The sequence below is a fragment of the Pseudomonas sp. RIT-PI-r genome (genome assembly GCF_001297015.1).
GTDB lineage: Bacteria > Pseudomonadota > Gammaproteobacteria > Pseudomonadales > Pseudomonadaceae > Aquipseudomonas.
Genome location: NZ_LIGE01000017.1, coordinates 1 through 24370, shown reverse-complemented (window position 1 = coordinate 24370; position 24370 = coordinate 1). Strand labels below are relative to the sequence as shown.

General features: G+C 60.6%; 20 protein-coding genes and 1 pseudogene. 10 read left to right on the top strand and 11 right to left on the bottom strand.

Annotated elements, in window-relative coordinates; genetic code table 11:
• The first annotated feature begins 52 nt into the window (after positions 1-52).
• Positions 53-1117 carry a tRNA epoxyqueuosine(34) reductase QueG gene (gene queG, locus AK821_RS05105; RefSeq protein ID WP_064388620.1) on the top strand — a complete coding sequence of 355 codons (1065 nt, stop codon included), beginning with the start codon at positions 53-55 and terminating at the stop codon, positions 1115-1117.
• A gap of 90 nt (positions 1118-1207) precedes the next feature.
• Here the strand turns inward: queG and AK821_RS05100 are convergent, their stop codons facing one another.
• Positions 1208-1819, bottom strand: a complete 612-nt coding sequence (locus AK821_RS05100; protein ID WP_064388618.1) for a trimeric intracellular cation channel family protein — start codon at positions 1817-1819, stop codon at positions 1208-1210.
• Between the two features lie 118 nt (positions 1820-1937).
• Complete coding sequence (gene orn, locus AK821_RS05095; protein WP_064388614.1) at positions 1938-2480, bottom strand: oligoribonuclease; 543 nt, start codon at positions 2478-2480, stop codon at positions 1938-1940.
• A 107-nt stretch (positions 2481-2587) separates the two neighbouring features.
• On the opposite strand from orn, the gene rsgA reads away from it, so the two are divergent.
• The 4 genes from rsgA (at position 2588) to AK821_RS05075 (ending at position 5684) form a co-directional block, all read left to right on the top strand.
• Entirely contained in the window at positions 2588-3619 is a 1032-nt protein-coding gene (gene rsgA / locus AK821_RS05090; protein WP_064388611.1) for a small ribosomal subunit biogenesis GTPase RsgA, read from the top strand.
• Positions 3620-3829: 210 nt separating this feature from the next.
• Positions 3830-4237: a TIR domain-containing protein gene (locus AK821_RS05085; RefSeq protein WP_064388609.1), complete on the top strand. Its 408-nt coding sequence runs from the start codon at positions 3830-3832 to the stop codon at positions 4235-4237.
• A gap of 2 nt (positions 4238-4239) precedes the next feature.
• Positions 4240-5199 carry a caspase family protein gene (locus AK821_RS05080; RefSeq protein ID WP_064388607.1) on the top strand — a complete coding sequence of 320 codons (960 nt, stop codon included), beginning with the start codon at positions 4240-4242 and terminating at the stop codon, positions 5197-5199.
• Positions 5199-5684: a toll/interleukin-1 receptor domain-containing protein gene (locus tag AK821_RS05075; RefSeq protein WP_008078345.1), complete on the top strand. Its 486-nt coding sequence runs from the start codon at positions 5199-5201 to the stop codon at positions 5682-5684. The genes AK821_RS05080 and AK821_RS05075 overlap by 1 nt, the downstream gene beginning before the upstream one ends.
• A 108-nt stretch (positions 5685-5792) precedes the next feature.
• Here AK821_RS05075 and motB read toward each other — a convergent pair whose 3' ends face one another.
• Positions 5793-6869, bottom strand: a complete 1077-nt coding sequence (gene motB / locus AK821_RS05070) for a flagellar motor protein MotB (RefSeq protein WP_064388605.1) — start codon at positions 6867-6869, stop codon at positions 5793-5795.
• Positions 6870-6872: 3 nt separating this feature from the next.
• A complete protein-coding gene (gene motA, locus AK821_RS05065; protein WP_007915795.1) occupies positions 6873-7724 on the bottom strand; it encodes a flagellar motor stator protein MotA in 852 nt (283 codons plus the stop codon).
• Between the two features lie 166 nt (positions 7725-7890).
• Between motA and AK821_RS05060 the strand changes: the two genes are divergently transcribed.
• From AK821_RS05060 to AK821_RS05045, 4 genes are all read left to right on the top strand, one after another.
• Positions 7891-9429, top strand: a complete 1539-nt coding sequence (locus AK821_RS05060; RefSeq protein ID WP_064388603.1) for an HDOD domain-containing protein — start codon at positions 7891-7893, stop codon at positions 9427-9429.
• 42 nt (positions 9430-9471) lie between these two features.
• Positions 9472-10287 carry a thiosulfate sulfurtransferase gene (rhdA, locus tag AK821_RS05055; RefSeq protein WP_064388601.1) on the top strand — a complete coding sequence of 272 codons (816 nt, stop codon included), beginning with the start codon at positions 9472-9474 and terminating at the stop codon, positions 10285-10287.
• 19 nt (positions 10288-10306) lie between these two features.
• Complete coding sequence (gene asd, locus AK821_RS05050) at positions 10307-11167, top strand: archaetidylserine decarboxylase (protein WP_064388600.1); 861 nt, start codon at positions 10307-10309, stop codon at positions 11165-11167.
• 177 nt (positions 11168-11344) lie between these two features.
• Positions 11345-13096: a hypothetical protein gene (locus AK821_RS05045; protein ID WP_064388598.1), complete on the top strand. Its 1752-nt coding sequence runs from the start codon at positions 11345-11347 to the stop codon at positions 13094-13096.
• An 81-nt stretch (positions 13097-13177) separates the two neighbouring features.
• On the opposite strand, the gene serB is transcribed toward AK821_RS05045, so the two are convergent.
• Entirely contained in the window at positions 13178-14392 is a 1215-nt protein-coding gene (serB, locus tag AK821_RS05040) for a phosphoserine phosphatase SerB (protein ID WP_064388597.1), read from the bottom strand.
• A 134-nt stretch (positions 14393-14526) separates the two neighbouring features.
• Here serB and AK821_RS05035 point away from each other — a divergent pair, with 134 nt between their 5' ends.
• Positions 14527-16038, top strand: a complete 1512-nt coding sequence (locus AK821_RS05035) for an AhpA/YtjB family protein (RefSeq protein ID WP_064388595.1) — start codon at positions 14527-14529, stop codon at positions 16036-16038.
• Positions 16039-16756: 718 nt separating this feature from the next.
• On the opposite strand, the pseudogene AK821_RS05030 reads toward AK821_RS05035, so the two are convergent.
• The 6 genes and pseudogenes from AK821_RS05030 to AK821_RS05005 all read right to left on the bottom strand — a co-directional run bounded on the left by AK821_RS05030 (position 16757) and on the right by AK821_RS05005 (position 23983).
• Positions 16757-17466, bottom strand: a pseudogene (locus AK821_RS05030) (PqiC family protein).
• A 177-nt stretch (positions 17467-17643) separates the two neighbouring features.
• Positions 17644-19908 (bottom strand): DNA topoisomerase IV subunit A, encoded by a 2265-nt coding sequence (parC, locus tag AK821_RS05025; RefSeq protein WP_064388591.1) that lies wholly within the window; start codon positions 19906-19908, stop codon positions 17644-17646.
• A gap of 7 nt (positions 19909-19915) precedes the next feature.
• A complete protein-coding gene (locus AK821_RS05020; protein ID WP_064388588.1) occupies positions 19916-20440 on the bottom strand; it encodes a retropepsin-like aspartic protease family protein in 525 nt (174 codons plus the stop codon).
• Positions 20437-21426, bottom strand: coding sequence for an esterase-like activity of phytase family protein (locus AK821_RS05015; RefSeq protein ID WP_064388586.1), 990 nt, complete (start codon positions 21424-21426; stop codon positions 20437-20439). Before AK821_RS05015 ends, AK821_RS05020 begins: the two co-directional genes overlap by 4 nt.
• Positions 21426-23333: a DNA topoisomerase IV subunit B gene (parE, locus tag AK821_RS05010; RefSeq protein ID WP_064388585.1), complete on the bottom strand. Its 1908-nt coding sequence runs from the start codon at positions 23331-23333 to the stop codon at positions 21426-21428. Before parE ends, AK821_RS05015 begins: the two co-directional genes overlap by 1 nt.
• 41 nt (positions 23334-23374) lie before the next feature.
• Positions 23375-23983 carry a YqiA/YcfP family alpha/beta fold hydrolase gene (locus AK821_RS05005; protein WP_064388584.1) on the bottom strand — a complete coding sequence of 203 codons (609 nt, stop codon included), beginning with the start codon at positions 23981-23983 and terminating at the stop codon, positions 23375-23377.
• Positions 23984-24370: the final 387 nt, after the last annotated feature.

Below are 24370 nucleotides of genomic sequence, written 5' to 3'. Positions count from 1 at the left end.
CTCCGATGTCTGGCAGAATTATACGCACCTCAGCTCCGGTTTCTCTCGTCTCATGTCCGCCATCACCACAGACCTGCCCGCCCTCGCCCAATCGATCAAGGATTGGGGCCGCGAGCTGGGCTTTCAGCAAGTCGGCATCAGCGGTCTGGATCTGGCCGAGCATGAGCAGCACCTCGCGCGCTGGCTCGAGGCCGGCTACCACGGCGAAATGGACTACATGGGCGCCCACGGCAGCAAACGCTCGCACCCCGAAGAGCTGGTGCCGGGTACGTTGCGCGTGGTCTCGCTGCGCATGGACTACCTGCCGGGCGATACCGAAATGGCCAAGCGACTGGCGCAACCGGAAAAAGCTTACGTGTCGCGTTATGCGTTGGGCCGCGATTACCACAAATTGATCCGTAAACGCGTGCAACAATTAGCCGACAAGATCCAGTCGGAGATCGGCCCATTCGGTTTTCGTGCGTTTGTCGACAGCGCGCCCGTGCTGGAAAAAGCCATCGCCGAGCAGGCTGGATTGGGCTGGATCGGCAAAAACACCTTGGTGCTGAACCGCAAGGCCGGTAGTTATTTCTTCTTGAGCGAGTTGTTCGTCGATCTGCCGCTGCCGGTCGATGAGCCGCACAGCACCGAACATTGCGGGCGCTGCACCGCGTGCCTGGATATCTGTCCGACCAACGCCTTCGTCGGTCCGTACGTGCTGGACGCGCGCCGCTGCATTTCCTACCTGACGATCGAACTGAAAAACGCGATCCCCGAAGACCTGCGCCCGCTGATCGGCAACCGTGTGTTCGGCTGCGACGACTGCCAGATCGTCTGCCCGTGGAACCGTTTCGCCAAACCGTCCGGGGAAAGCGACTTCAAGCCACGGCACAATCTCGACAACGCTGAACTGGCTGAGCTATTTCTGTGGGATGAAGACAAGTTTCTCAGCAGCACTGAAGGCTCACCGCTGCGCCGTGCCGGTTATGAGCGTTGGTTGCGCAATCTGGCGGTGGGACTCGGTAACGCGCCGTCGAGCATTCCGGTGCTGGAAGCGTTGAAGGCACGGCGAGACTATCCGTCAGAGCTGGTACAAGAACACGTCGAATGGGCTCTGAAACAACACGGAATCACATAACCCCCTGTAGGAGCTGCCGCAGGCTGCGATCTTTTGATCTTGAACGTCAAAAGATCGCAGCCTTCGGCAGTTCCTACATGGGATATCGCGTTACGGCTGATCGTTATAGACGAACTTGGGCATTTCCCAGTGGAAACGGATCGCCAGCAAGCGCAGCAGGAAGCCACCAAACAGCGTGATCAAAATCGCCTGCTCGCTCGGCACATTCAGGTAAAGGCAGAGCATGTAGCACCACGCCGCCGCGAACGAGACGCTGGCGTACAGCTCTCGGCGGAAGATCAGCGGGATGTCGTTGCAGAAGATATCGCGGAGGATGCCGCCGAAGACCCCGGTGATGACGCCGCTGACCGAGGCCACCAGCATGCCGTGGCCCATCTCCAGTGCAGTCATGCAGCCGATCAGGGTGAAGGCCACCAGGCCGACGGCGTCGAGCACCAGAAACAGCGAGCGAAGGTGACGCATCCAGCGCGCGGTGAACACAGTGAACATCGCTGCGACCGAGGTCAGCACCAGGTATTCCGGGTGTTTGACCCATGTCAGCGGGTAGTGCCCGAGCAACACGTCACGCACCGAACCACCGCCCAACGCCGTGACGCAGGCGATCAGCACCACGCCAAACCAGTCCATGCCGCGACGCCCGGCAGACAGCGCGCCAGTCATGGCTTCAGCGGTGATGGCGACGAGATAGAGCATCAGCAACATGGTGGCGATCCAGGCAAGAAGGCGCGCAGTCTAGCCATTTCGCGGCGGCACCAAAAGGGGGCACCACAGCAAACACAAATCCGTGCAGGAGCCTTCGGCAGCTCCTACAGGGATCACATCAGAACTTGATGAAGTGCTTGCGGTAATGCTGCAGCTCGGCGATGGATTCGCGAATGTCGTCCAGCGCCAGGTGCGTGCTGCCCTTCTTGAAGCTGTCACGCACGTCCGGTGCCCAGCGCGCGGCCAGTTCCTTGAGCGTCGAGACGTCGAGGTTGCGGTAGTGGAAGTAGCTTTCCAGCCCTTTCATGTGGGTATAAAGGAAGCGACGATCCTGGCAGATGCTGTTGCCGCAGATCGGCGACTTGCCTTTCGGTACCCATTTCTCCAGGAACGCGATGGTTTCAGCTTCGGCTTCGGCCATGCTGATGCGGCTGTCGCGCACGCGCTGGGTCAGGCCGGAGTTGCCGTGGGTGCGGGTGTTCCACTCGTCCATGCGCGCGAGCACTGCATCGCTGTGGTGGATGGCGATCACCGGACCTTCGGCCAACGTGTTGAGGTCACTGTCGGTGACGATGGTGGCCATCTCAATGATGACGTCGTTATCCGGATCCAGACCGGTCATTTCCAGGTCGATCCAGATCAGGTTCTGCGGGTTTTGCATATTTCGGCTCCTAGGCAATGCTGCGCAGTTTAGCCTAGGCCGGTGGCCGGGCGTGCTAAACTCGCGGCCGTTTTACCTAATCGCTGCATTCTTCAGACGGAACACCCATGGCCAAACGCCAACTCAATCGTCGTCAAAACTGGCGCATCGAAAAGATTCAGGGCGAGCGCGCAGCACGCGCCGCCAAACGCGAGTCCTCGGCCGTCGAAGCCCTGGAAGGTGGCGACCTGGGCCCGGAACAGACCGGCCTGGTGATCGCTCACTTCGGTGTGCAGGTCGAGGTCGAGGCCACTGATGGCGATCAGGCCGGCCAGGTATTCCGTTGCCACTTGCGCGCCAACCTGCCGGCGCTGGTGACCGGCGACACGGTCGTCTGGCGCGCCGGCAATCAGGGCATCGGGGTGATCGTCGCGCAATTGCCGCGCACCACCGAACTGTGCCGCCCGGACAGCCGTGGCCAACTGAAGCCGGTGGCGGCCAACGTCGACATGATCGTCATCGTTTTCGCCCCGCTGCCCGAGCCGCATGCCAACCTGATCGACCGTTATCTGGTCGCGGCCGAACACGCCGGCATCCGTCCGTTGCTACTGCTGAACAAATTCGACCTCATCGACGAGCAGAACGCCCCGGCGCTCAACGCGCTGCTGGCGGTGTACCGCACGCTGGGTTATCCGGTGCTGGAAGTGTCGGCGCACCACGGTGACGGCATGGAACAGCTGCAAAAGCAGCTCGACGGCCGCATCAGCGTTTTCGTCGGTCAGTCCGGCGTCGGCAAGTCGTCGCTGGTCAACAGCCTGCTGCCGGAAGTGGAAACCCGCGTCGGGCCGCTGTCCGAGCTGTCCGGTCAGGGCACGCACACGACGACCACCGCGCGCCTGTTCCACTTCCCTGGCGGCGGCGAGTTGATCGACTCCCCGGGCATCCGTGAATTCGGCCTCGGTCACGTCAGCCGCGCCGACGTTGAAGCCGGTTTCATCGAGTTCGACGATTTGCTCGGCACCTGCCGCTTCCGCGACTGCAAACACGACCGTGAACCGGGTTGCGCCTTGCTCAAGGCACTGGAAGATGGCCGCGTGCAGCAGCAACGAATGAACAGCTACCGCTCGATCATCGCCAGCCTGCCTGAAAACGGCTATTAAACAGTCGTACCGGCAGCCCTTTGCCCAAGGGCTGCCGGATGTCGGTTTTCCCTGACACCTCCCTCGCGTTTTTAAACATCAGGCCTTTCTGTAGGACTTCTGCACGGCTGCTTGCAGGACCTTTCTCTTTCTCCGTCCAAGCCTTGTAGGCTCATTTCATGGGCCTACATTGAGTTCCTCGTCGCACGTTCGCGCCCCAGAGGAACCCCCATGCAAACCTACCATTTGTTCATCAGCCACTCGTGGAACTACTCCCACGCCCACGACAATCTGGTGCGCCTGCTCAGTGCCCACCCCGACTTCACTTACAAGAATTTTTCGGTGCCGACGCACAACCCGATCATGGGCGCGCAGACCGACAAGCAGCTTGAAGAAGCCATCGAAAACAAGATCCGCCCCTGCTCGGCGGTGCTGATCATGGCCGGCATGTATTCGACCTACAGCAAGTGGATCAACAAGGAAATCGAGATCGCCAAGCGCATGGGCAAGGTGATCATCGCGATCAAACCGTTCGGTGCCGAACGTATTTCCACGGTGGTGCGTAACGCCGCACACGCCGAATGCGCGTGGAACACCAACAGCATCGTCGGCGCGATCCGCCTGCACACGGCGGCCTGATCATGCGCAAGGGACTGTTTATCGGCATCAACGACTACACCCATATTTCGCGCCTGAGCGGTTGCAGCAACGACGCCATGGCCATGGCTTCGGTGTTGAAAACCGACGCCAATGGCGATCCGAATTTCAAGAACATCGTGCTGACGTCCGCGGAGGATTATCTGAGCCGGGAGAAACTTGAAGACCAGATCCGCGAGTTGTTTTCCGGCGACTGTAACGTCGCCCTCCTTTATTTCGCCGGGCATGGCGGCTTCGATAACGACAATGACGAAGGCATGCTGCTGCCGCAGGACTTTCGTAACCCGAAGGATGGCATTCGCATCAGCGATATCCTCAATTGGGCCACCAAAGCCACCCGCATCAAAAACAAAGTCATCATTCTCGACTGCTGCCAGAGCGGATCAGCCGGCGAGGTGCGCGCTTTGCGCAGTGAAAGCAGCGTGGTCGGTGAAGGCATGACCATTCTCACCGCGTGCAAAAAGGAAGAACCGGCCATGGAAGGTTCGCAACACGGTGTGTTTACCGGGTTGCTGCTCCAGGCCCTGCACGGCGGTGCGGCAAACATTCTCGGCAAGATCACTCCCGGCAGCCTCTATTCCTTCGTCGACAACGCGCTCGACGCCTGGGAACAACGCCCGGTATTCAAGACCAACGTCTCGCAGTTCATTTCCCTGCGCGAAGTCTCGCCGCTGATCCCCAAAGAGATCCTGCGCAAACTGCCCGAGTGGTTTGCCGAGGCCGAATCGACCTACCCGCTCGACCCCAGCTACGAGCCGACCGAAGCGACGTTCAACCCCGAGCATGGCGAGGTTTTCGCCCAGTTACAAAAGTGCAATCGCCACAGCCTGATCGAGCCGGTCGACGCCGAGCACATGTACTACGCCGCCCTCCACTCCACCGGCTGCCGCCTCACCGCGCTCGGCGCCTACTACCGCGAACTCGCGCTCAAAGGACATTTCTGATGCCTGTCTTCATCAGCTACCGCCATATGGATCGCATGCAGGCCATGGCAATCAACAGTCGCCTGAAACAGGCCAACATCAAAACCTACCTGGATGTGCTCGACCCGGAATCGCAGACCACCGATGACATCACCGGCGTCATCACCCGCAACATCACCGAATGCACGCACTTGCTCGCGGTGGTGTCGGAGAGGACTGCTTTGTCGTGGTGGGTGCCGTTCGAGATTGGTGAGGCGACGATCAGCAACCGGCGAATCTGCTCGTTCAAGACCGGACCGGCGCAGTTGCCGTTGTATCTGGATAAATGGCCGAAGTTGAGTACGGACAGAGATCTGGATTTCTTTATCGATGCTTATCGAGAGGAAGTGACGAACAAGCGGTCGGTGATGCTGGATTCGATGAGTGAGTCGATGAAGGGGACTTACAAGAGGAATGCCGAGCAGTTTCATGATCAGTTGAAGAGCAGGATTCGGCGGGGGTTCTAAGACCTCACTTGCCTGGTTCCCGATCAATTTCGTAACGCCACGCAAATGAGCGGCGAGGTGAAATTCCAGACACAAAAAAGCCGACATCGCTGTCGGCTTTTTTGTGGGTCACTGCTTCGGCGCGGGGGCCGGGGCAGTGGTTGGCGGAGTAGACGGCGCAGGCGCCGCACTCCCCGGCTCAGCCGGTTTAGGCGCGGCGTCATCAAACAAGTTCAGCCGCTCACGCAACTCATGCGCTGGCACCGGTTGCTGATCCGCCGGCAACGCGTTCGGATCAACCGGCGCTGCCGGAGCGGCGCCGTTGTGGCTTTCATCGGCCGGTTTCGCTGCGTCCGCACCTTGCGCGCCTTCGATCGCGGCCTGGGCCTTTTTGGTCAGCACCACGATGTCGATACGACGGTTGACCGGGTTGAACGGGTTTTCCCGGTCGAACAGCGCCGACGAGGCGTAACCGACCACCCGCGCCACTTGCGCATCCGGATAGCTACCGGCGATCAGTGCACGACGCGCGGCGTTGGCACGGTTGGCCGACAGTTCCCAGTTACCGAAATCGCCGGTGCCGGTGTACGGCTTGGCGTCGGTGTGGCCGCTGATGCTGATCTTGTTCGGCACCGCTTTGATGGTGTCGGCCATGGCCAGCAGGATGTCTTCGAAGTACGGCTTCAGGCGTGCGGAACCGGAGTCGAACATCGGCCGGTTTTCCGCGTCCATGATCTGGATACGCAAGCCGTTCGGGGTGATCTCGAAGAGGATCTGATCCTTGAACTTCTGCAGTTGCGGGTTCTCGTCGACCTTGTTCTGCAGTTCTTGCAGAAGCAGTTCCAGACGTTCCTTCTCGACCTGCTCGGCCATGCCTTCGACCTGTTCGGTGTCGACGGTGACCTTGTCCGGTTGCGGCTGGGATTTCACCTCAGGGTTGAGGGTGTTTTCCGGCGCCAGGGTCGGCGTACCGCCCAGGTCAATGATGTACGGCGTGCCGCTTTCGGAAAAGCCGACCGGGTCTTTGAAGTAGCCGGCGATGGCGATCTTCTGCTCAGGCGTGGCGGTGGACAGCAGCCACAACACCAGGAAGAACGCCATCATCGCCGTGGCGAAGTCGGCGAAGGCGATTTTCCACGCCCCACCGTGATGCCCGCCGGCTATGCGCTTGACGCGCTTGATGATAATCGGCTGATTATTTTCCATGGCTTAGCGACCGCGAACGGCTTGTTCCAGCTCGGCAAAGCTTGGACGGTGGGCCGGGTACAGCACCTTGCGACCGAACTCGACCGCCAGCGATGGCGGCATGCCGGAAGCCGAAGCGACCAGCGAAGCCTTGATGGCTTCGTAAACGTTCAGCTCTTCCTTGGCATCGTGGGCCAGGGAGTGCGCCAGCGGGCCGAAGAAACCGTACGCCGCGAGAATACCGAAGAAAGTACCTACCAGTGCCGCACCCACGTGCAGACCGATGGACTTCTGATCACCTTCACCCAGCGAGGCCATGGTCACCACGATGCCGAGTACCGCCGCGACGATACCGAAACCGGGCATGGCGTCGGCGATGCCGTTCACCGCGTGGGACGGATGCTCGAGGTCTTCTTTGAGGCTGTACAGTTCCATGTCGAACAAGCCTTCCAGCTCGTGCGGGGCCATGTTGCCGGACGACATGATGCGCAGGTAATCACAGATGAACGCGGTCATGCGTTCGTCTTTGAGCACCGCCGGGTACTTGGCGAAGATCGGGCTCGCGGCGGCGTCTTCAATGTCGCCTTCAATGGCCATCATGCCTTCGCGGCGGCTCTTGTTGAGGATCTCGTAAATCAGGCCGAGCACTTCCAGATAGAAGGTGTGGCTGAAGCGCGAACTGAACATGCTCAGAGATTTCTTGAGCACGTGCATGGTCATGTAGCCGGGGTTGGCCTGCAGAAACGCACCGAGTGCCGCGCCACCGATAATCAACACCTCGAAAGGCTGGATCAGGGCGGCAATCTTGCCGTGGGAAAGCACGTATCCGCCGAGCACGCTCGCGAATACGACGATGATGCCGATAATTTTAGCCATAGGTAGGAAAGTACTTACTGAGTCGGGTTCAAGGTCATATTCGGAAGTTAAAAAATCTCTTCTTCTACTTATCGGCAAAACTGCGCCAGACTATAGCCAGTTCAGGCGAAAAGCCAATTTAGCCCATGCCGGGCGCGTCTACAGTCAGTGAAGATCCCGTCCAGACATGGCTAATGAAACGAACGTCCCAAACGCAAACCCGACCACCCTCGACGGCTGGGTAAAGCTGCTCGATGGCGTGCGACTGCCCGTACCGCAGGAGGCTCACGACAAAGTGTGTCGGGCGATTCGCGACAATCGCAGTTCACTGCGTGACATCGCCGACCTGATGCAGGACAGCCCGGCACTGGCACTGAGCATCATCCGTGAGGCGAATCGTCACACCCACGGCACGATGGCCGCGCCGGCGGAAAATCTTGAGGTGGCGATCAACCGTCTCGGCCTGGCGCGCACGGAAGAATTGCTCGCGCGACTGCCGGCCGAACCGCAGATGCAAATCCCCAAGGCCCTGCGCCAGCTACAAATGATCAGCCAGCACGCGACACAACAGGCCAATGGCTTTTTCGCCAGTCGCCTGGCGCGACTGTGGCAGGACATTCATTGGGGCAGCCTGTTGTTTCTTTCGCCGCTGTGGCCATTGGCGCTGACCTATCCGCAATTGCTCGAAGAATGGGAGTTGCGGGTTATCCACAAGGGCGAATCGGCGCGCACGGTCGAAAAGCAATTGTTCGGCGTACGCCTGCTGAAAATCGCTGAAGCGCTGGTCGAGGCCTGGCACCTGCCGATCTGGGTGCAACAGGGTTACAAACTGCTGCTCAGCGAACAGCGCGAACTGGTGAAAGTGCTGCGCATCGCTCGCGACAGCGCACACCCCCTGCGCCAGCAAAACCGCCTCGATGACGACCCGACTCTGCGCCGCTGGCTCAATCAACCGGCCAATACCGTGCTGCTGGCCAACGGTCTGGCGCTGTCGGCGCAACAGGCCTGGGACAGTCCGCACAGCGAGCGCTGGCAGTATCTGACCAGCCTTTACTTGCAGATTTCGATGGATGAAGTGCAGCAACAACTGCACCAGCAGGCCGCCAACAGCGCCCGTTATCATGCGATGCCGGATCTGTGGCACCCGGCGGTTTCGCTGCTGTGGCCGTGGGGCACGCGGCGCTTGCCGACCGGGATGTTGCCCGCCGCTGCGCCCACCGCTGAAGACCTCGGTCAATGGCGCAAACAGTGCGCCGAGCTGCTCGCCGAGCCAAGCCGCTTCACCAATGCGATGAGCCTGACCGTCGCCGCCCGCGATGCGTTGGCCGCCAGCGGCATGCGCCGGGTGATGATCCTGATGGCCGACCGCACGCAGTCAAGTCTGCGCGTGCAGCAAACCTATGGTTTGCCAAAAGAAGCTGCGGCGCTGACGTTCGCCGTCAGCCAAAGCAGCGTGCTGCAACGCTTGCTCGCGCAACAGGCACAGGTGCGCATCAACCCGGACAACAACGCCCAGTTCTCCGCCCTGCTGCCGCCGAGCCTGCGTACGCTGTTTCGCGGTGAGCATCTGTTCCTGCGCTCACTGATCAATAACGGCCGGGTAATCATGATCGTCGTCGCCGATCAGGGTGGCGGGCCGTTCGCCGACATCAGCGTGCAAGCCTTTGGCAAAACCGCGCAGTGCATCGAAAAAGCCCTGCACAGCTTTAGCAGCCGTGGCCGATGAGGCTGCGCTACAATCCTCCCCTTTGTGCTCTGGAGACCTCACATGTCTGACTTCTCTGGCTTGCCGCTCGTCATTGAGCCGAGCGACCTGCTCCCGCGCCTGGAGTCTGGCGAACTGATTCTGGTGGACCTGACCAGTGCCGCCCGCTACACCGAGGGACATATCCCCGGCGCACGCTTTGTCGACCCGAAACGCACCCAGCTCGGCCAGCCGCCGGCGCCGGGCCTGCTGCCGGCCAAAGCCGATCTCGAAGCGTTATTCGGTGAACTGGGCCACCGCAAAGACGCGGTCTACGTGGTCTATGACGACGAAGGCGGCGGCTGGGCCGGACGCTTTATCTGGCTGCTCGACGTGATCGGTCACGACAAGTACCACTATATAGACGGTGGTCTTCCAGCGTGGCTGGCGGATGGCATGCCGATGTCGATCCAGGTTCCGCCAATTGTCGGTGGGCCGCTGGCATTGACCCTGCACGAAGAGCCGACCGCCACGCGCGAATACCTGCAAAGCCGCCTCGGCGCCGAAGATCTGGCGATCTGGGACGCGCGCGGGCCGCTGGAATATTCCGGCGAGAAAGTGCTGGCCGCCAAGGCCGGGCACATCCCCGGCGCGGTCAACTTCGAATGGACCGCAGGCATGGACAAGGCCCGTCAGCTGCGCATCCGCACGGACATGCCGCAGATCCTCGAAGACCTCGGGATCACCAAGGACAAAGAAATCATTACCCACTGCCAGACCCATCACCGGTCGGGCTTCACTTATCTGGTGGCCAAGTCCCTCGGTTATCCGCGGGTCAAGGGCTACGCCGGTTCCTGGGGCGAATGGGGCAACCACCCTGACACGCCTGTCGAGATTTAAGGTTTTTTAAGGACAACCAATGAAAGAGCGTCTGTTTATCCTCAGCCAGTACCTGCTACCTCATCACCTGCTGTCGCGCTTGGCCGGCTGCGTTGCCGAGTGCCGCGTGCGCTGGTTCAAGAATGCCTTCACCCAGTGGTTCGCCAAGCGCTATCAGGTGGACATGTCGCAAGCGCTGGTCGAAGACCTGACCGCTTACGAACACTTCAACGCCTTCTTCACCCGCGCCCTGAAAGACGGCGCACGTCCTCTGGACCAGACTCCGGGCGCGATCCTCAGCCCGGCCGACGGTGCTGTCAGCCAGCTCGGCCCGATCGAACACGGTCGCGTGTTCCAGGCCAAGGGCCACAGCTTCAGCGTGCTGGAATTGCTCGGCGGTGACGCGGCCAATGCCGCGCCGTTCATGGGTGGCGACTTCGCCACCATTTACCTGTCGCCGAAGGACTACCACCGCGTGCACATGCCGCTGGCCGGCACCCTGCGCGAAATGGTCTACATCCCGGGCCGGATCTTTTCGGTCAACCAGACCACCGCTGAAAACGTGCCAGAACTGTTCGCCCGCAACGAGCGCGTGGCGTGCATTTTCGACACCGAGCGCGGCCCGATGGCTGTGGTGCTGGTCGGCGCGATGATCGTCGCTTCGATCGAAACCGTGTGGGCCGGTCTGGTCACGCCGCCGAAACGCGAGCTGAAAACCTTCCGTTACGACGAAGCTGCGCGTGCGCCAATCCATCTGGAAAAAGGTGCCGAACTGGGTCGCTTCAAGCTGGGTTCGACCGCTATCGTGCTGTTTGGCCCGGATCAAGTGAAATGGGCTGAAGAGCTGGCCGCTGGTTCGCCAGTGCAGATGGGCCAAGGCCTGGCGCTGCCGAAAGCCTGATTCTAGAAACACACAATCCCTGTAGGAGCTGCCGAAGGCTGCGATCTTTTGATCCTGGTTTTAAGATCAAAAGATCGCAGCCTTCGGCAGCTCCTACACGTTGTTATCTGTGCATCTTCAATGACGATGCGTTGAGGCAGAACACCCGCTCGCTTATTTGCTGCTATGGTTTTTGGCATGAGCCAGACCATATCCTCCCCACAGTTGCGCGCCCCGACCCCAAGTCAGCCGCGCCTGTCATTTTGCGAAGCCACTCCGCGCGACCTTAAGCGCTGGATCGCCGGCCTGCCCAAGGCCAACATCGGCGAAACCGCCCGCCTGCTGTATCAAAGCCTGGGCGAACTCAATCAATTGCTCACCCCCAGCGGCAATCGCCTGCAATTGCTCGAGTTGCTGCGACCGGAAGTTTATTTCGTCTGCCAGCATCTGGAGCGGCATTTTCTGCATCAGGCGATCATGCTCGACGAACGCTCGCGCAAGATCAGCAACCTGTGTCAGGCCCTGCAAAGTCAACTGGCTATCGGCTACAAGCAGATCGTCCTGCGTATTACGCCGAAATACGGCAAAGATCGCGCAGTACTGGTCAGCACGGCCCTGCAACGCGCGGCACATGCTTTGAAGGGCCAACTTGTGCGCGCTACGCAACTGTACAGTCCACCGCCGGAACACCTGTGGTTCGAACTGCATCAGCTATATCGCACAGCGTGTGAGTTGCAACTGCAACAGCATCGGGTGCATGACGACCTGGCCAGCCTGACCACAGAGTTGAGCCTGGAACAGGCCTACATCGCCGCCCTGCTGCTGGGCAGCGCTCGTTGCAATCAACTGCGGCAAAATCAGATCGCCCGCCTCGCCGAAGTGCTTGAACCGTGGAGTGCCTTGCTCAAACTGCAGCCTGCGCGCGCAGATGCCGGCTTGTTCGCGGTCAGCGCCGAAATCGATGCCGGGCCGCGTTACCGCAGCATGTTCCGCAGCGAGCAACAAGCGGGACTACTCGGTTTCGATCCGCAACCGCTGGTAAACACCCTCGAAGCGCACTTGCTGCATCAGGACACGTCGACGCCCTTAGCGATCCCGACCGGGCTCAGCTTCGACACCCTGCAACACTTGCATGCCACTTGGGGCCAGGCCGCTGAGCGCAGTTTTCAGCGCACCGTGGGCCAGGGCAATCTGACCGTGTGCGTCGGCATGAGCGCCCTGCACTTTTATCTGGGTGGCGAGCGCACGTTCAGCGACCTGCTCAAACACCCCGGCGCCCGTGCGGCGAATTTCAGTCGAGCGGTGGCCCAAGGCGAAAAAGACAGCTGGAGCCAGGCGTTCGATGCCGCACCGCAAAACAATGAGCAGTTTTTGCCCTACGAAGAAATCCAGTACGACCACCTCGTCGAAGACGAAAGCAGTGCCGACGCGGCGCCGCACTATCCGACCTATGCCCTGCCGGTGATCAATCACAGCCCCGGCGGTTATTGCCTGGCGTGGCCAAATGAGGTGCCCGCCGAACTGCAGGCCGGGGAAATGCTCGGCATTCAGGACAGCGTCAGTCTGGGCTGGAGCATTGCGGTGATCCGCTGGATTCGTCAGGTGCGTGGCGGTGGTACGCAAATGGGCATCGAACTGGTGGCACCGCATGCCCAGCCGTGCGGCTTGCAATTGGTGCGTTCGAGGGACGATCACAGTCAGTATCTGCGCGGACTCTTGTTACCGGAGATCAGTTCGATCGACTTACCGGCAACCTTGCTGGCGCCGCGATTGCCGTTTCAGGAAGGCAATAAAGTACTGATCAACACCCAGGGCGAAGAACACCGCGCCGGGCTGGATCGTCGGGTGGCGAGTACGCACAGTTTCAATCAGTTTGCTTATCGCTCGCTGGAGGCCGCGCAGAATGGCGCGAGCGAGGAGGATTTTGATTCGTTGTGGAAATCACTCTAAAGCAAAAGATCGCAGCCTGCGGCAGCTCCTACAGGAAACCTATGTAGGAGCTGCCGAAGGCTGCGATCTTTTGCTCTTTAATTACAACTGCCCATCACGATCGCGAAAGCCCAGCAGATACAGCACACCATCCAGACCCAACGTCGAAATCGCCTGCTTCGCCGATTGCTTGACCAGCGGCTTGGCACGGAACGCCACACCCAAACCGGCAATCGCCAGCATCGGCAGATCGTTCGCGCCATCGCCCACGGCAATGGTCTGCTCCAGACGCAAACCTTCCTTGTGCGCCAATTCTTTCAACAGGTCAGCCTTGCGCTGCGCATCGACAATCGGCTCGATTGCCACGCCAGTGCACTTGCCATCGACCACTTCCAGTTCGTTGGCGAACACGTAGTCGATGCCGAGTTTGGCCTGCAATTGCTTGGCGAAATAGGTGAAGCCACCAGACAAAATCGCGGTCTTGTAGCCCAGACGCTTGAGCTCGGCAAATAGCGTTTCCGCGCCTTCGGTCAGACGCAGCGAGGCGCCAATCGAATCCAGCACGCTGACGTCCAGGCCTTTGAGCAAGGCCAGACGCTCTTTGAAGCTGGCGCGGAAGTCCAGTTCGCCGGCCATCGCCCGCTCAGTGATTGCGGACACCTGCTCACCCACGCCGGCAGCCTTGGCCAGTTCGTCGATGACTTCGGCTTCGATCAAGGTCGAATCCATGTCGAACACCGCCAGACGACGGTTGCGACGGAACAGCGAATCTTCCTGGAAGGCGATGTCGACGTTCAGTTCCTGGGCAACGCTGAGGAATTCGGCACGCAGCGCCTGCGGATCGGCCGCTTCGCCACGCACGGAAAACTCGATGCAGCCCTTGCCCTTGTCGGCCGGGGTGTCCAGCGGCATGCGACCCGACAGACGGTCGATGTGGTCGATGTTCAGACCGTATTTGGCGGTGATCGAGCTGACGGCCTGCAATTGGCCGGCGGTCACTTTGCGGGTCAGCAGGGTAACGATATGGCGTTTCTTGCCCTGATTGCCCACCCACTGCTGGTAATCCTCTTCGGACACCGGAGTGAAGCGCACCTGTTGGTCGAGCTCGTAGCCCTTGAACAGGATGTCCTTGAGCACGGATTTACCCTGCTCCGAATCGGGAATTTCAACCAGGATGCCGAACGACAGGGTGTCGTGGATCACCGCCTGACCGATGTCGAGAATGTTCACACCACCTTGTGCCAGAACACCGGTAATGGCTGCCGTCAGACCCGGACGGTCGACTCCCGTGATGTTAATCAGGACGATTTCGCGCAACGCGCACCCCCGCAACTGGAAAAAAACCGCATTCTACCCACTTTCAGTGACCATCGGGCACCGCGAGCGCTTTGCCGGTCTAGGGCCTGTCGCTATACTGCGCGTCAACTTCACGGACAAAAGAGCCGAGCTCAGTGAACCGGCCCACGCCAGTTAAAACCGATAACTTCTTCCTGCTGATCTTCCGTGCACTGCGCCACCGCCGTGTACCGATTGCATTGCGCATTGCCAGCCATAACGTGATCCTGGTCGCTCTGGCCCTGGTGATCTATGCCTGCGTGATGGGCCTGCAATTCAAGCAGGCCATGCACCAGCAGGCCGATGCGCTGGGCGAAAGCCTGACCACGCAGACCGCGACCTCGGCCACGGAGCTGTTGGTGTCCAACGACATCCTCAGCCTCAACGTGCTGCTCAACAACCTGACCAAGAACAAACTGGTCGCCCACGCGGCGATCTACAGCGTGGATAACCGCATCCTCGCCGAGTCCGGTCAGCGCCCCAAGCACAGCCTGCTGGGCGAAGCCGAAGGCATGTACGAGAGCAAGATCACTTTCCAGGACGTGACTGCCGGGCAACTGCGCATCAGCCTGGACATGGATCAGTTCCAGCAGCCGATGACCATCAGCCTGCAAAGCATGGGCATTCTCAGCGGCATTCTGCTGGCACTGTCGCTGGCCCTGAGCCTGCGTATGGGCCGCTACTTGTCGACGCCGCTACTGCAATTGCGCGTCTGGCTGCGCCATATCGATGAACATACGCCGGGCACTGATCGTCAGGACGAGATCGGCGATCTGGCGCGGCAGTTGCACGCCGACTTCGCCCCGGAACCCGCGCCCAAGCCTGAGCCGGAACCCGAGTTCGAAGAGGAAGAGGACGACGAACCGGAGTTCGAGGTGCGCAACCTGCGTGATCCGAGCTTTGACGAAAGCCGTCCGCTGGCCGCACAGAAACCGGCGCCGCGCCACGTGGTCAGCACTGTTGAAGACGATGACGACGACGCCTTTGCCGATCTGCGCGACGAGTCACTCGATACCGCACCGCAACCGGTAACCCGCAAGGCCACGCCAAGCGTGCCACAACACAGCGCGGTGCTGGCGGTGCAACTGGGTTCGCAAGAGCAATTGCGTCGCCTGCCACGCGCGCGCCTGGAAGAATTGCTGGAGCGTTATCGCGACTGCCTCGATCAGGCCGCGTCGTTGTATCAGGGCGAAATCGAAACGCTGAACGATGGCAGCACACTGATGCTGTTCCACACCGAAGACAGCGGCGACGACTACCTGACCAATGCGATCTGCTGCGGCGAGCTGCTGCGGGCGCTGGGCCATCAATTGCAGATCGAAGTCGCAGACAGCGGCATCACCCTGCAATTGCAGTTGGGTCTGACTTTGGGTGACGAACTGTTTGGCCTGAGCCAGATTGACCTGCTGCTGACCGACTCGGCGCAGGACGCACTGGCCCTGTCGCAACACAGCCGCAACCTGCTGCTGGTGGAGCGCAAGATCAGCGATGACACGCTGATTCGCCAACGTGCGCGAATCCGCCCGATTGCCAGCCCTGAGGGTGCTTGCTGCGTGGAGCGGTTGATGGAGCCTTATCCGTCGATGCTGGAACGGCAACTGGCGCGGATGCATGAGCGCCGGGCTTAAGTTCCAGGCCTGATGTGAAGAAGCCCGCAGACAAGCGATTGTCTGCGGGCTTTTTTGTGGGTGACTGAAGGGCCCCTCACCCTAGCCCTCTCCCAGAGGGAGAGGGAACCGATCCGGGGATATTGCCGGAATACACCGACCTGCACGTCCTGCTTTGAATCCATAACCGCCAAGCGCTTGCAGGTCGATGTATAGCGCCAGACACCTCGGTCAGTCCCCTTTCCTTCCGGAAGAGGGGACTGACCCGGGGATATTCCAGAGCCACACCGACCTGCCCCTGCCCTACGGAATCCATAATCGCCAAGCTCTTTCAGGTCGATGCATAGCGCCAGACACCTCGGTCAGTCCCCTTTCCTTCCGGAAGAGGGGACTGACCCGGGGATATTCCAGAGCCACACCGACCTGCCCCTGCCCTACGGAATCCATAATCGCCAAGCTCTTTCAGGTCGATGCATAGCGCCAGACACCTCGGTCAGTCCCCTTTCCTTCCGGAAGAGGGGACTGACCCGGGGATATTCCAGAGCCACACCGACCTGCCCCTGCCCTACGGAATCCATAATCGCCAAGCTCTTTCAGGTCGATGCATAGCGCCAGACACCTCGGTCAGCTCCCTCTCCCTCGGGGAGAGGGCTGGGGTGAGGGGCTTTTGATCTTTCACGCAGAACCCCAGACACAACAAAGCCCGCACAAGGCGGGCTCTGTTTGATTCGATCCGGCGTTAGAAGCGGAACACTTCCATATCCGTACGAATCGGCGAAGCCATCGGAATCTTCGGCTGCTTCTCGGCTTCCGCCGCCGGCGCGGCCGGTTTTGGTGCCGATTTACGCGGTGCCTCAGCCACCGGAGGCTGATTGGCCAGTGGCTTGAGTGCCACGGACAATTGCTCGGCCAGACGCTGCAGCAAAATGCCCTGCGCCTGCACCTGCGAAGCCGTGCTGCCGGCATGCAGCTCTTGCAGATGGACGATACGGTTATCGCGCACCTGACCACGACGATCGATCAAGCGCCATTGCGCATCAAGGATCGCCGGTTGTTTCTCGCCGGAGTCCAGACGCGTGATGGTCAGCAACACCTGCACATCCGGGGTAAACCCACTGGTGGCCGGTGCCAGCACCACACGCTGGCTGTCGAGATGACCTGCAACCTGACGCATCAACAGTTGGTCAATACCCGACGAAAGACTACCGGCCCAACGCCCGTCGGTCGCCGCCTGCAGACTGCCGGCCGGCTGAGGCGGCAGCAAGGTTGCACGTGGCGGGTGGTCGGCCAAGCCCCCGGCCCTAACAAAACCGCCATGCCTGCGCTTTGCGCAGGCTGAACCGGACTTCCGCTGTCCAGTTGATACAGCGACACCGGCTGGTGAACGCTGCAACCCGCCAGGCCCAAAACGCCGGCGAGCAGAAAAATAAGGGGGCGCAGAGCAGTCATCATCCCGTCCAGGTGGCCGCCACAAGGCTGACCACAGTGAAAATACTCAATAAATATGAAGAACGCTCGGCCACGCCGGCGCTTGGAAAGGGCATATCATCCGTGAATATGCGTTCCGACTCCAGCGCCAAAGCGTCGATCTACGCGTTAAATCGTGGATCGACGCCTCTAGGACGCCTAATTGAGGTTTTCGACGAGCAGCGCATCGACCCGTTGGAAGCCACGCGGAAGCTTGTTACCACGTCGACCGCGCTCACCTTTGTAGTGTTCGAGGTCTTCAGCCTTCAGCGACAGGGTCCGTTTTCCGGCCTGCAGCACCAGGGTGGCGCCTTCCGGAATGACGGCGATGTCCGTAACATATTCTTCGCGACTGGCCACCCGCTCACCGGAAATACCGATGATCTTGTTGCCTTTGCCCTTCCCTAATTGTGGCAGATCGCTGATTTTGAAGATCAGCAGGCGACCTTCGGTCGTCACCGAGGCCAGCCAGTTCTGCTCGCGATCAGCCACCGGACGCGGCGCAATCACCTTGGCGTTGTTCGGCAGACTCAACAAAGCCTTGCCGGCCTTGTTCTTGGCTTGCAGGTCTTCACCTTTGACGACGAAACCGTAACCGGCGTCGGACGCGATCACGTACAACGCATCGTCTTCCGGCATCAGCACGCATTCAAACGTCGCACCCGGCGGTGGCGTCAGACGACCGGTCAACGGTTCGCCCTGGCCACGGGCCGACGGTAACGTGTGCGCGGCGACCGAATAGCTGCGGCCAGTGGAGTCAATCACCACGGCAGACTGGTTGGAACGCCCCGCCGCCGAAGTTTTGAAGCCGTCGCCAGCCTTGTACGACAGGCCGGTTGCGTCGATGTCGTGGCCCTTGGCCGAACGGATCCAGCCTTTTTCCGACAGCACGACGGTAACTTTCTCGTTCGGCAGCAGATCGTGCTCGGTCAGCGCTTTCGCTTCGGTACGTTCGACGATCGGCGAACGGCGATCATCGCCATAGGTTTCGGCGTCTTTCAGCAGTTCGGTGCGCACCAGCTTCTTCAGCTTGGCTTCGCTGCCCAGCAGCGCTTGCAGCTTGGCTTGTTCTTTAAGCAGTTCGTCCTGCTCGTCGCGCAGCTTCATCTCTTCCAGTCGCGCCAACTGACGCAGACGGGTGTCGAGGATGTAGTCGGCCTGAATCTCGCTGAGGGCGAAACGCTCGATCAGCTTGGCTTTCGGGTGTTCCTCGGTACGAATGATGTGGATCACTTCATCCAGGTTGAGGTAAGCGATCAACAAACCGTCCAACAGGTGCAGACGACGCTCGACCTTGTCGAGGCGGAATTGCAGGCGGCGACGCACGGTCTGCACGCGGAATTCCAGCCATTCAACCAGCAAGGCGCGGAGGTTTTTCAGCTGTGGCTTGCCGTCCAGACCGATGATGTTGACGTTGACCCGGTAGGTCGACTCCAGCTCGGTGCTGGCGAACAGGTGCTGCATCAGCGCGTCGTGATCAACGCGACTGTTGACCGGAATGATTACGATGCGGCACGGGTTTTCGTGGTCGGATTCATCGCGCAGATCAGCGATCTGCGGGGCTTTCGACGGTTTCGCCTGCATCAGCGCGGCGATCTGCTCCAGCACTTTCGCACCGGAGACCTGGTGCGGCAGCGCGGTGACGATGATGTCGCCGTCCTCGACGTGGTACACGGCACGCATGCGCACCGAGCCCTTGCCGGTTTCGTACATTTTCAGCAGGTCGGCGCGCGGCGTGATGATTTCCGCTTCGGTCGGATAGTCCGGGCCCTGAATGTGCTCGCAGAGCTGCTCGACCGTGGCTTTCGGCTCATCGAGCAAACGCACGCAAGCGGTCGCCACTTCACGCAGGTTGTGCGGCGGCACGTCGGTGGCCATGCCCACGGCGATGCCGGTGGTGCCGTTGAGCAGAATGTTCGGCAGACGCGCCGGCAACACCAGCGGTTCCTGCAGGGTGCCGTCGAAGTTCGGGCCCCAATCGGCAGTGCCTTGACCCAGCTCGCTGAGCAGCACTTCGGAATAACGCGACAAACGCGCTTCGGTGTAACGCATGGCGGCGAAGGACTTCGGATCGTCCGGCGCACCCCAGTTACCCTGACCGTCGACCAGCGTGTAGCGATAGCTGAACGGCTGGGCCATCAGCACCATCGCTTCGTAGCACGCCGAGTCGCCGTGCGGGTGGAATTTACCGAGCACGTCACCGACGGTACGCGCCGATTTCTTGTGCTTGGAATCGGCGTCCAGCCCCAACTCGCTCATCGCATAAATGATGCGACGCTGTACCGGTTTCAGGCCGTCGCCGATATGCGGCAGAGCACGGTCCATGATCACGTACATGGAGTAGTTGAGGTAGGCACTTTCGGTGAAGTCGGCCAGCGAGCGGCGTTCTACACCGTCCAGGCTGAGATCAAGGGGGTTGCTCATGCAGGCCTCATCGGTTCGTTGTCTGGCGCAGCAGCATGGTGCCACCGCGCTGAGTAAATTCAAGTTTGTTCAGGGCGCTCATGCCAAGCAGCACCTGATCGCCATGCAGCCCCGGCGCCACCAGTGCGCGAACATCCCGCAGCACGATGTCGCCCAGTTGCAGGCGGGCAATTTTTGTCCGGTAGCCCTGGCTCAGGCCATTGGCCGTGCTCAGGGTCACACCGAAACCTTCTTCCAGCTTCAATCGCTTGGCCAGATCCGCCGGGATCGCCACATCGGTTGCGCCGGTGTCGAGCATGAACTCGACCGGTTCGCCGTTGATCTGACCGCTGGCGACAAAATGCCCTTGGGCGTTGCCCGCCAGTTTCACTTCGATAAAACCTTCGCCTTGCTGCGAACTGACCACCACATTCGGATTCTGCTGACGCTGCTCCCACTGGCCAAAGAACCGCGTAGCCAGAAACAGCGCCGCGCACCACGCCAGAATCATCAGCACGCGACCGGCGCGCTTGCCCGGCGGTTGCTGGCTCACGGCTTGGCGCTCCAGCCACCGTCAGGTGCGGCGAAACGCCAGACGATCGGACGTTTTTCGCCGTCGGCACGGACGCCGTCATTATTGTCGAGGCCGATCCATGCGCCCTGCGCATCCACCACCAGCGCTTCCGCCAGGCCATAGGCCTGGGAATAGCGGCGTTGCGGCTGCAAAGCGTCTTCGGCGTACGACCAGCATTGCTCGACCTTAGCTGTTACTGCATCGCGGCGGCAGATCTGAAAGGCATTACGCTCAAGGGTAAACAGCTTGCCATTGAACAGCGACAGGTCAGCAAAATCGCGAGTCACGGCGCGCGCCTTGGGAAACTGCGACGGCTGCATTTCGACCCCGGCTTCGCTGAGCAGCACGCAAGCACCGTCGCAATCCCAGACCGTTTGCTGGCGCTTGATCTTCAGCAGGCCGCGACGCTCGCGCTCGGCCGCCAACCACAACTGATCGCCCGCCGGATTGATCGCCAAGCCCTCGAACAACGCATTGAAGTGCAGCAACATGCCACTGGCCCGGGCTTCTTTCACCAGCATCGGCGAGATTTTCAGCCACGATGCCGGGCCTTGAGGTGGCACTTGCAACACGGCAGCATGCGCCTCGCTGACGATGTAGCGGTTGCCGGCGCTGTCGCAGGTGATGCCTTCGAAGTCCAGCTCGCCACCACGGATAAACGACGCCGCCCAGGTACGCGAGCTGAGGCCCCACGGCAAGCCGCTTTCAGGCACCGGCGGGACGTCGATGTGCACGGTTTCGGCCTGCCAGACCTGATCGCGGGTATCGAGACGGTAAATCTGATCGTCATCGCGATCAGACACTGTCCACAACTCATTGCCGCACAACGCCAGCCCCGACAGGTTGCCGCCGCGCATGCCGTCGACCGGATGCTCGGCGAGCAGGCGCAGTTCCTGTATCGGCTCGGCCGACACGCTCATTGAACTCAGCAGCAAGGCTCCCGCCAAGGCCCAGCCAAACTGCATCAGGTCAGCACCTCGGCGAGGTTGCCTTTGGATTCGAGCCAGGTCTTGCGGTCGCCGGCGCGTTTCTTCGCCAGCAGCATGTCCATCATTTCCGAGGTTTGTGCGTAGTCTTCGCCCAGCGTCAATTGCACCAGACGCCGAGTGTTCGGGTCCATGGTGGTTTCGCGCAGCTGCGGCGGGTTCATTTCACCCAGCCCCTTGAATCGGGTGACTTGCGGCTTACCGCGTTTCTTCTCGGCGACCAGCCGGTCCAGAATGCCATCGCGCTCGGCTTCGTCGAGGGCGTAGTAGATCTCTTTGCCCAGGTCGATGCGGTACAGCGGCGGCATGGCGACGTAGACGTGACCGGCATCCACCAGCGGGCGGAAATGCTGGACGAACAAGGCGCAGAGCAATGTCGCAATGTGCAGACCGTCGGAGTCGGCGTCGGCGAGGATGCAGATCTTGCCGTAGCGCAGCTGGCTCATGTCCGCCGCGCCCGGATCGACACCGATGGCCACGGCGCTGTTGTGCACTTCCTGGCTGGCGAGCACTTCACTGCCGTCGACTTCCCAGGTGTTGAGAATCTTGCCGCGCAACGGCAGGATCGCCTGGAACTCCTTGTCCCGCGCTTGCTTGGCGGAACCGCCGGCGGAATCACCTTCGACCAGGAACAGCTCGGAACGCATCGGGTCCTGCCCGGCGCAATCCGCCAGTTTGCCCGGCAACGCCGGGCCCTGGGTGACGCGCTTACGCTCGACTTTCTTGCTCGCCTTGAGGCGGCGGCCGGCGTTGTTGATCGCCAGTTCAGCCAGCGCCAGACCGGTTTCCGGGTTGGCGTTGAGCCACAGGCTGAAGGCATCCTTGACCACACCGGAGACGAACGCCGCCGCTTCACGCGACGACAGACGCTCTTTGGTCTGGCCGGAGAATTGCGGCTCCTGCATTTTCATCGACAGGACGAACGCGATACGTTCCCAGACGTCTTCCGGCGCCAGCTTCACGCCGCGCGGCAGCAAGCTGCGGAATTCGCAGAATTCGCGCATGGCATCGAGCAAGCCCTGACGCAAACCGTTGACGTGGGTACCGCCCTGCGCCGTCGGGATCAGGTTGACGTAGCTTTCCTGTACCGCATCGCCACCTTCCGGCAACCACAGCAGCGCCCAGTCGACCGCTTCTTTGTTACCGGCGAAAGCGCCGCAGAACGGTTCGTTCGGCAGGCGTTCGAATTCGTTGACGGCATCGACCAGATAGGAGCGCAGGCCGTCTTCGTAATGCCATTCGACTTTCTCGCCGGTGCCTTTGTCTTCGAAGCTGACCAGCAGCCCCGGGCACAGCACAGCCTTGGCCTTGAGCACGTGCTTGAGGCGGCTGATGGAGAATTTCGGTGAATCGAAGTATTTCGGGTCCGGCGCGAAGTACACGCTGGTACCGGTGTTGCGCTTGCCGACAGTACCGACGATTTCCAGCTCGGTGGCCTTGTAGCCATCGGCGAAAGTCATCTGGTATTCGTTGCCATCACGTTTTACACGTACGCGGACTTCGGTCGACAAGGCGTTGACCACGGAAATACCCACACCGTGCAGACCGCCGGAGAACTGGTAGTTCTTGTTGGAAAACTTGCCGCCCGCATGGAGTTTGGTGAGGATCAGTTCGACGCCCGACACACCCTCTTCCGGATGGATGTCGACCGGCATGCCACGGCCGTCGTCGCTGACTTCCAGCGAGTGGTCGGCGTGCAGGATGACCTGCACCGATTTGGCGTGGCCGGCCAAGGCTTCGTCGACGCTGTTGTCGATGACTTCCTGGGCGAGGTGGTTCGGCCGACTGGTGTCGGTGTACATGCCGGGGCGTTTGCGCACCGGGTCGAGGCCCGAGAGGACTTCGATGGCGTCGGCGTTATAAGAGCTAGCGCTGGGAGTGGCCATAGGGTCTCGTCGTCAGTCATTCATGAAATAGGGGCAAGACTTCACAGTGCGGTGAAATCGATTGCCGAATACACATCGGCGCCAATGCCGGCAAAACTCAGCAGCGCCGGCAATTGCCCGGCAAAACCCTGAAAACTGTGGTCGCCGCCGGCCTGAATGCGCAAGGCACAGGCGCGGTAATACTGCTGGGCGAGGCGATAATCCAGTGTTTCATCGCCAGTCTGCAACCATACCTGATAGCGCTGGCCATCCTGCGGCGCAGGCACTTCCAGTTCGGCCAGGGCCGTGACGTGGTCGTGGGTCAATTCCCAGGTTTCATCGGTATACAGGTTTTTCTGCGTGCCCAGATAGCCGTCAAACATCCGGTGCGGGCTGACCGCCGGGTTGACCAGCAGGGCTTTCAGTCCATGGCGCTCGGCCAGGTGAGTCGCATAGTAGCCGCCGAGGGAGCTTCCCACCAGCAGCGGGCTGCCCAGCTCGGCGATTGCTCGCTCCAACTGACCGATGGCTTCGCGCGGATGGTGATGCAGGGCCGGAACACGCAGTTGCTCGCTCAAACCCAGTTGCTCCATCACCGTTACCAGCTGACAGGCCTTTTTCGAGGCCGGGGCGCTGTTGAAACCGTGGATATAGAGGATCGAACCGGACATTTGAGCTCCCTGAGTGTCGGTTTGGGTTTGCGGAGTTTACAGGGAGAGAAGATTGGATTGGGGGGTGGTTTCGAGAAATTGGTCATTCAGCAGGAGCGGCCCTCACCCTAGCCCTCTCCCGGAGGGAGAGGGGACCGAATGGGGGATATTTACGAACTACATCGACCTGAACGCCTTGCTGTGAATCCATAATCGACAACGCTGCTTCAGGTCGATGGATAGCGAAAGACACCTCGGTCGGCCCCCTCTCCCTCCGGGAGTGTATGTACCGGACACATGGTGGACGGGTGTTCGGAGACATGGTGGACACATTTTAATAGACACATTGCTCATCACCAAGGAGATGACCTGTGTCCTGGGAAGAGGTGTCCACCGTGCAGCTTCGTT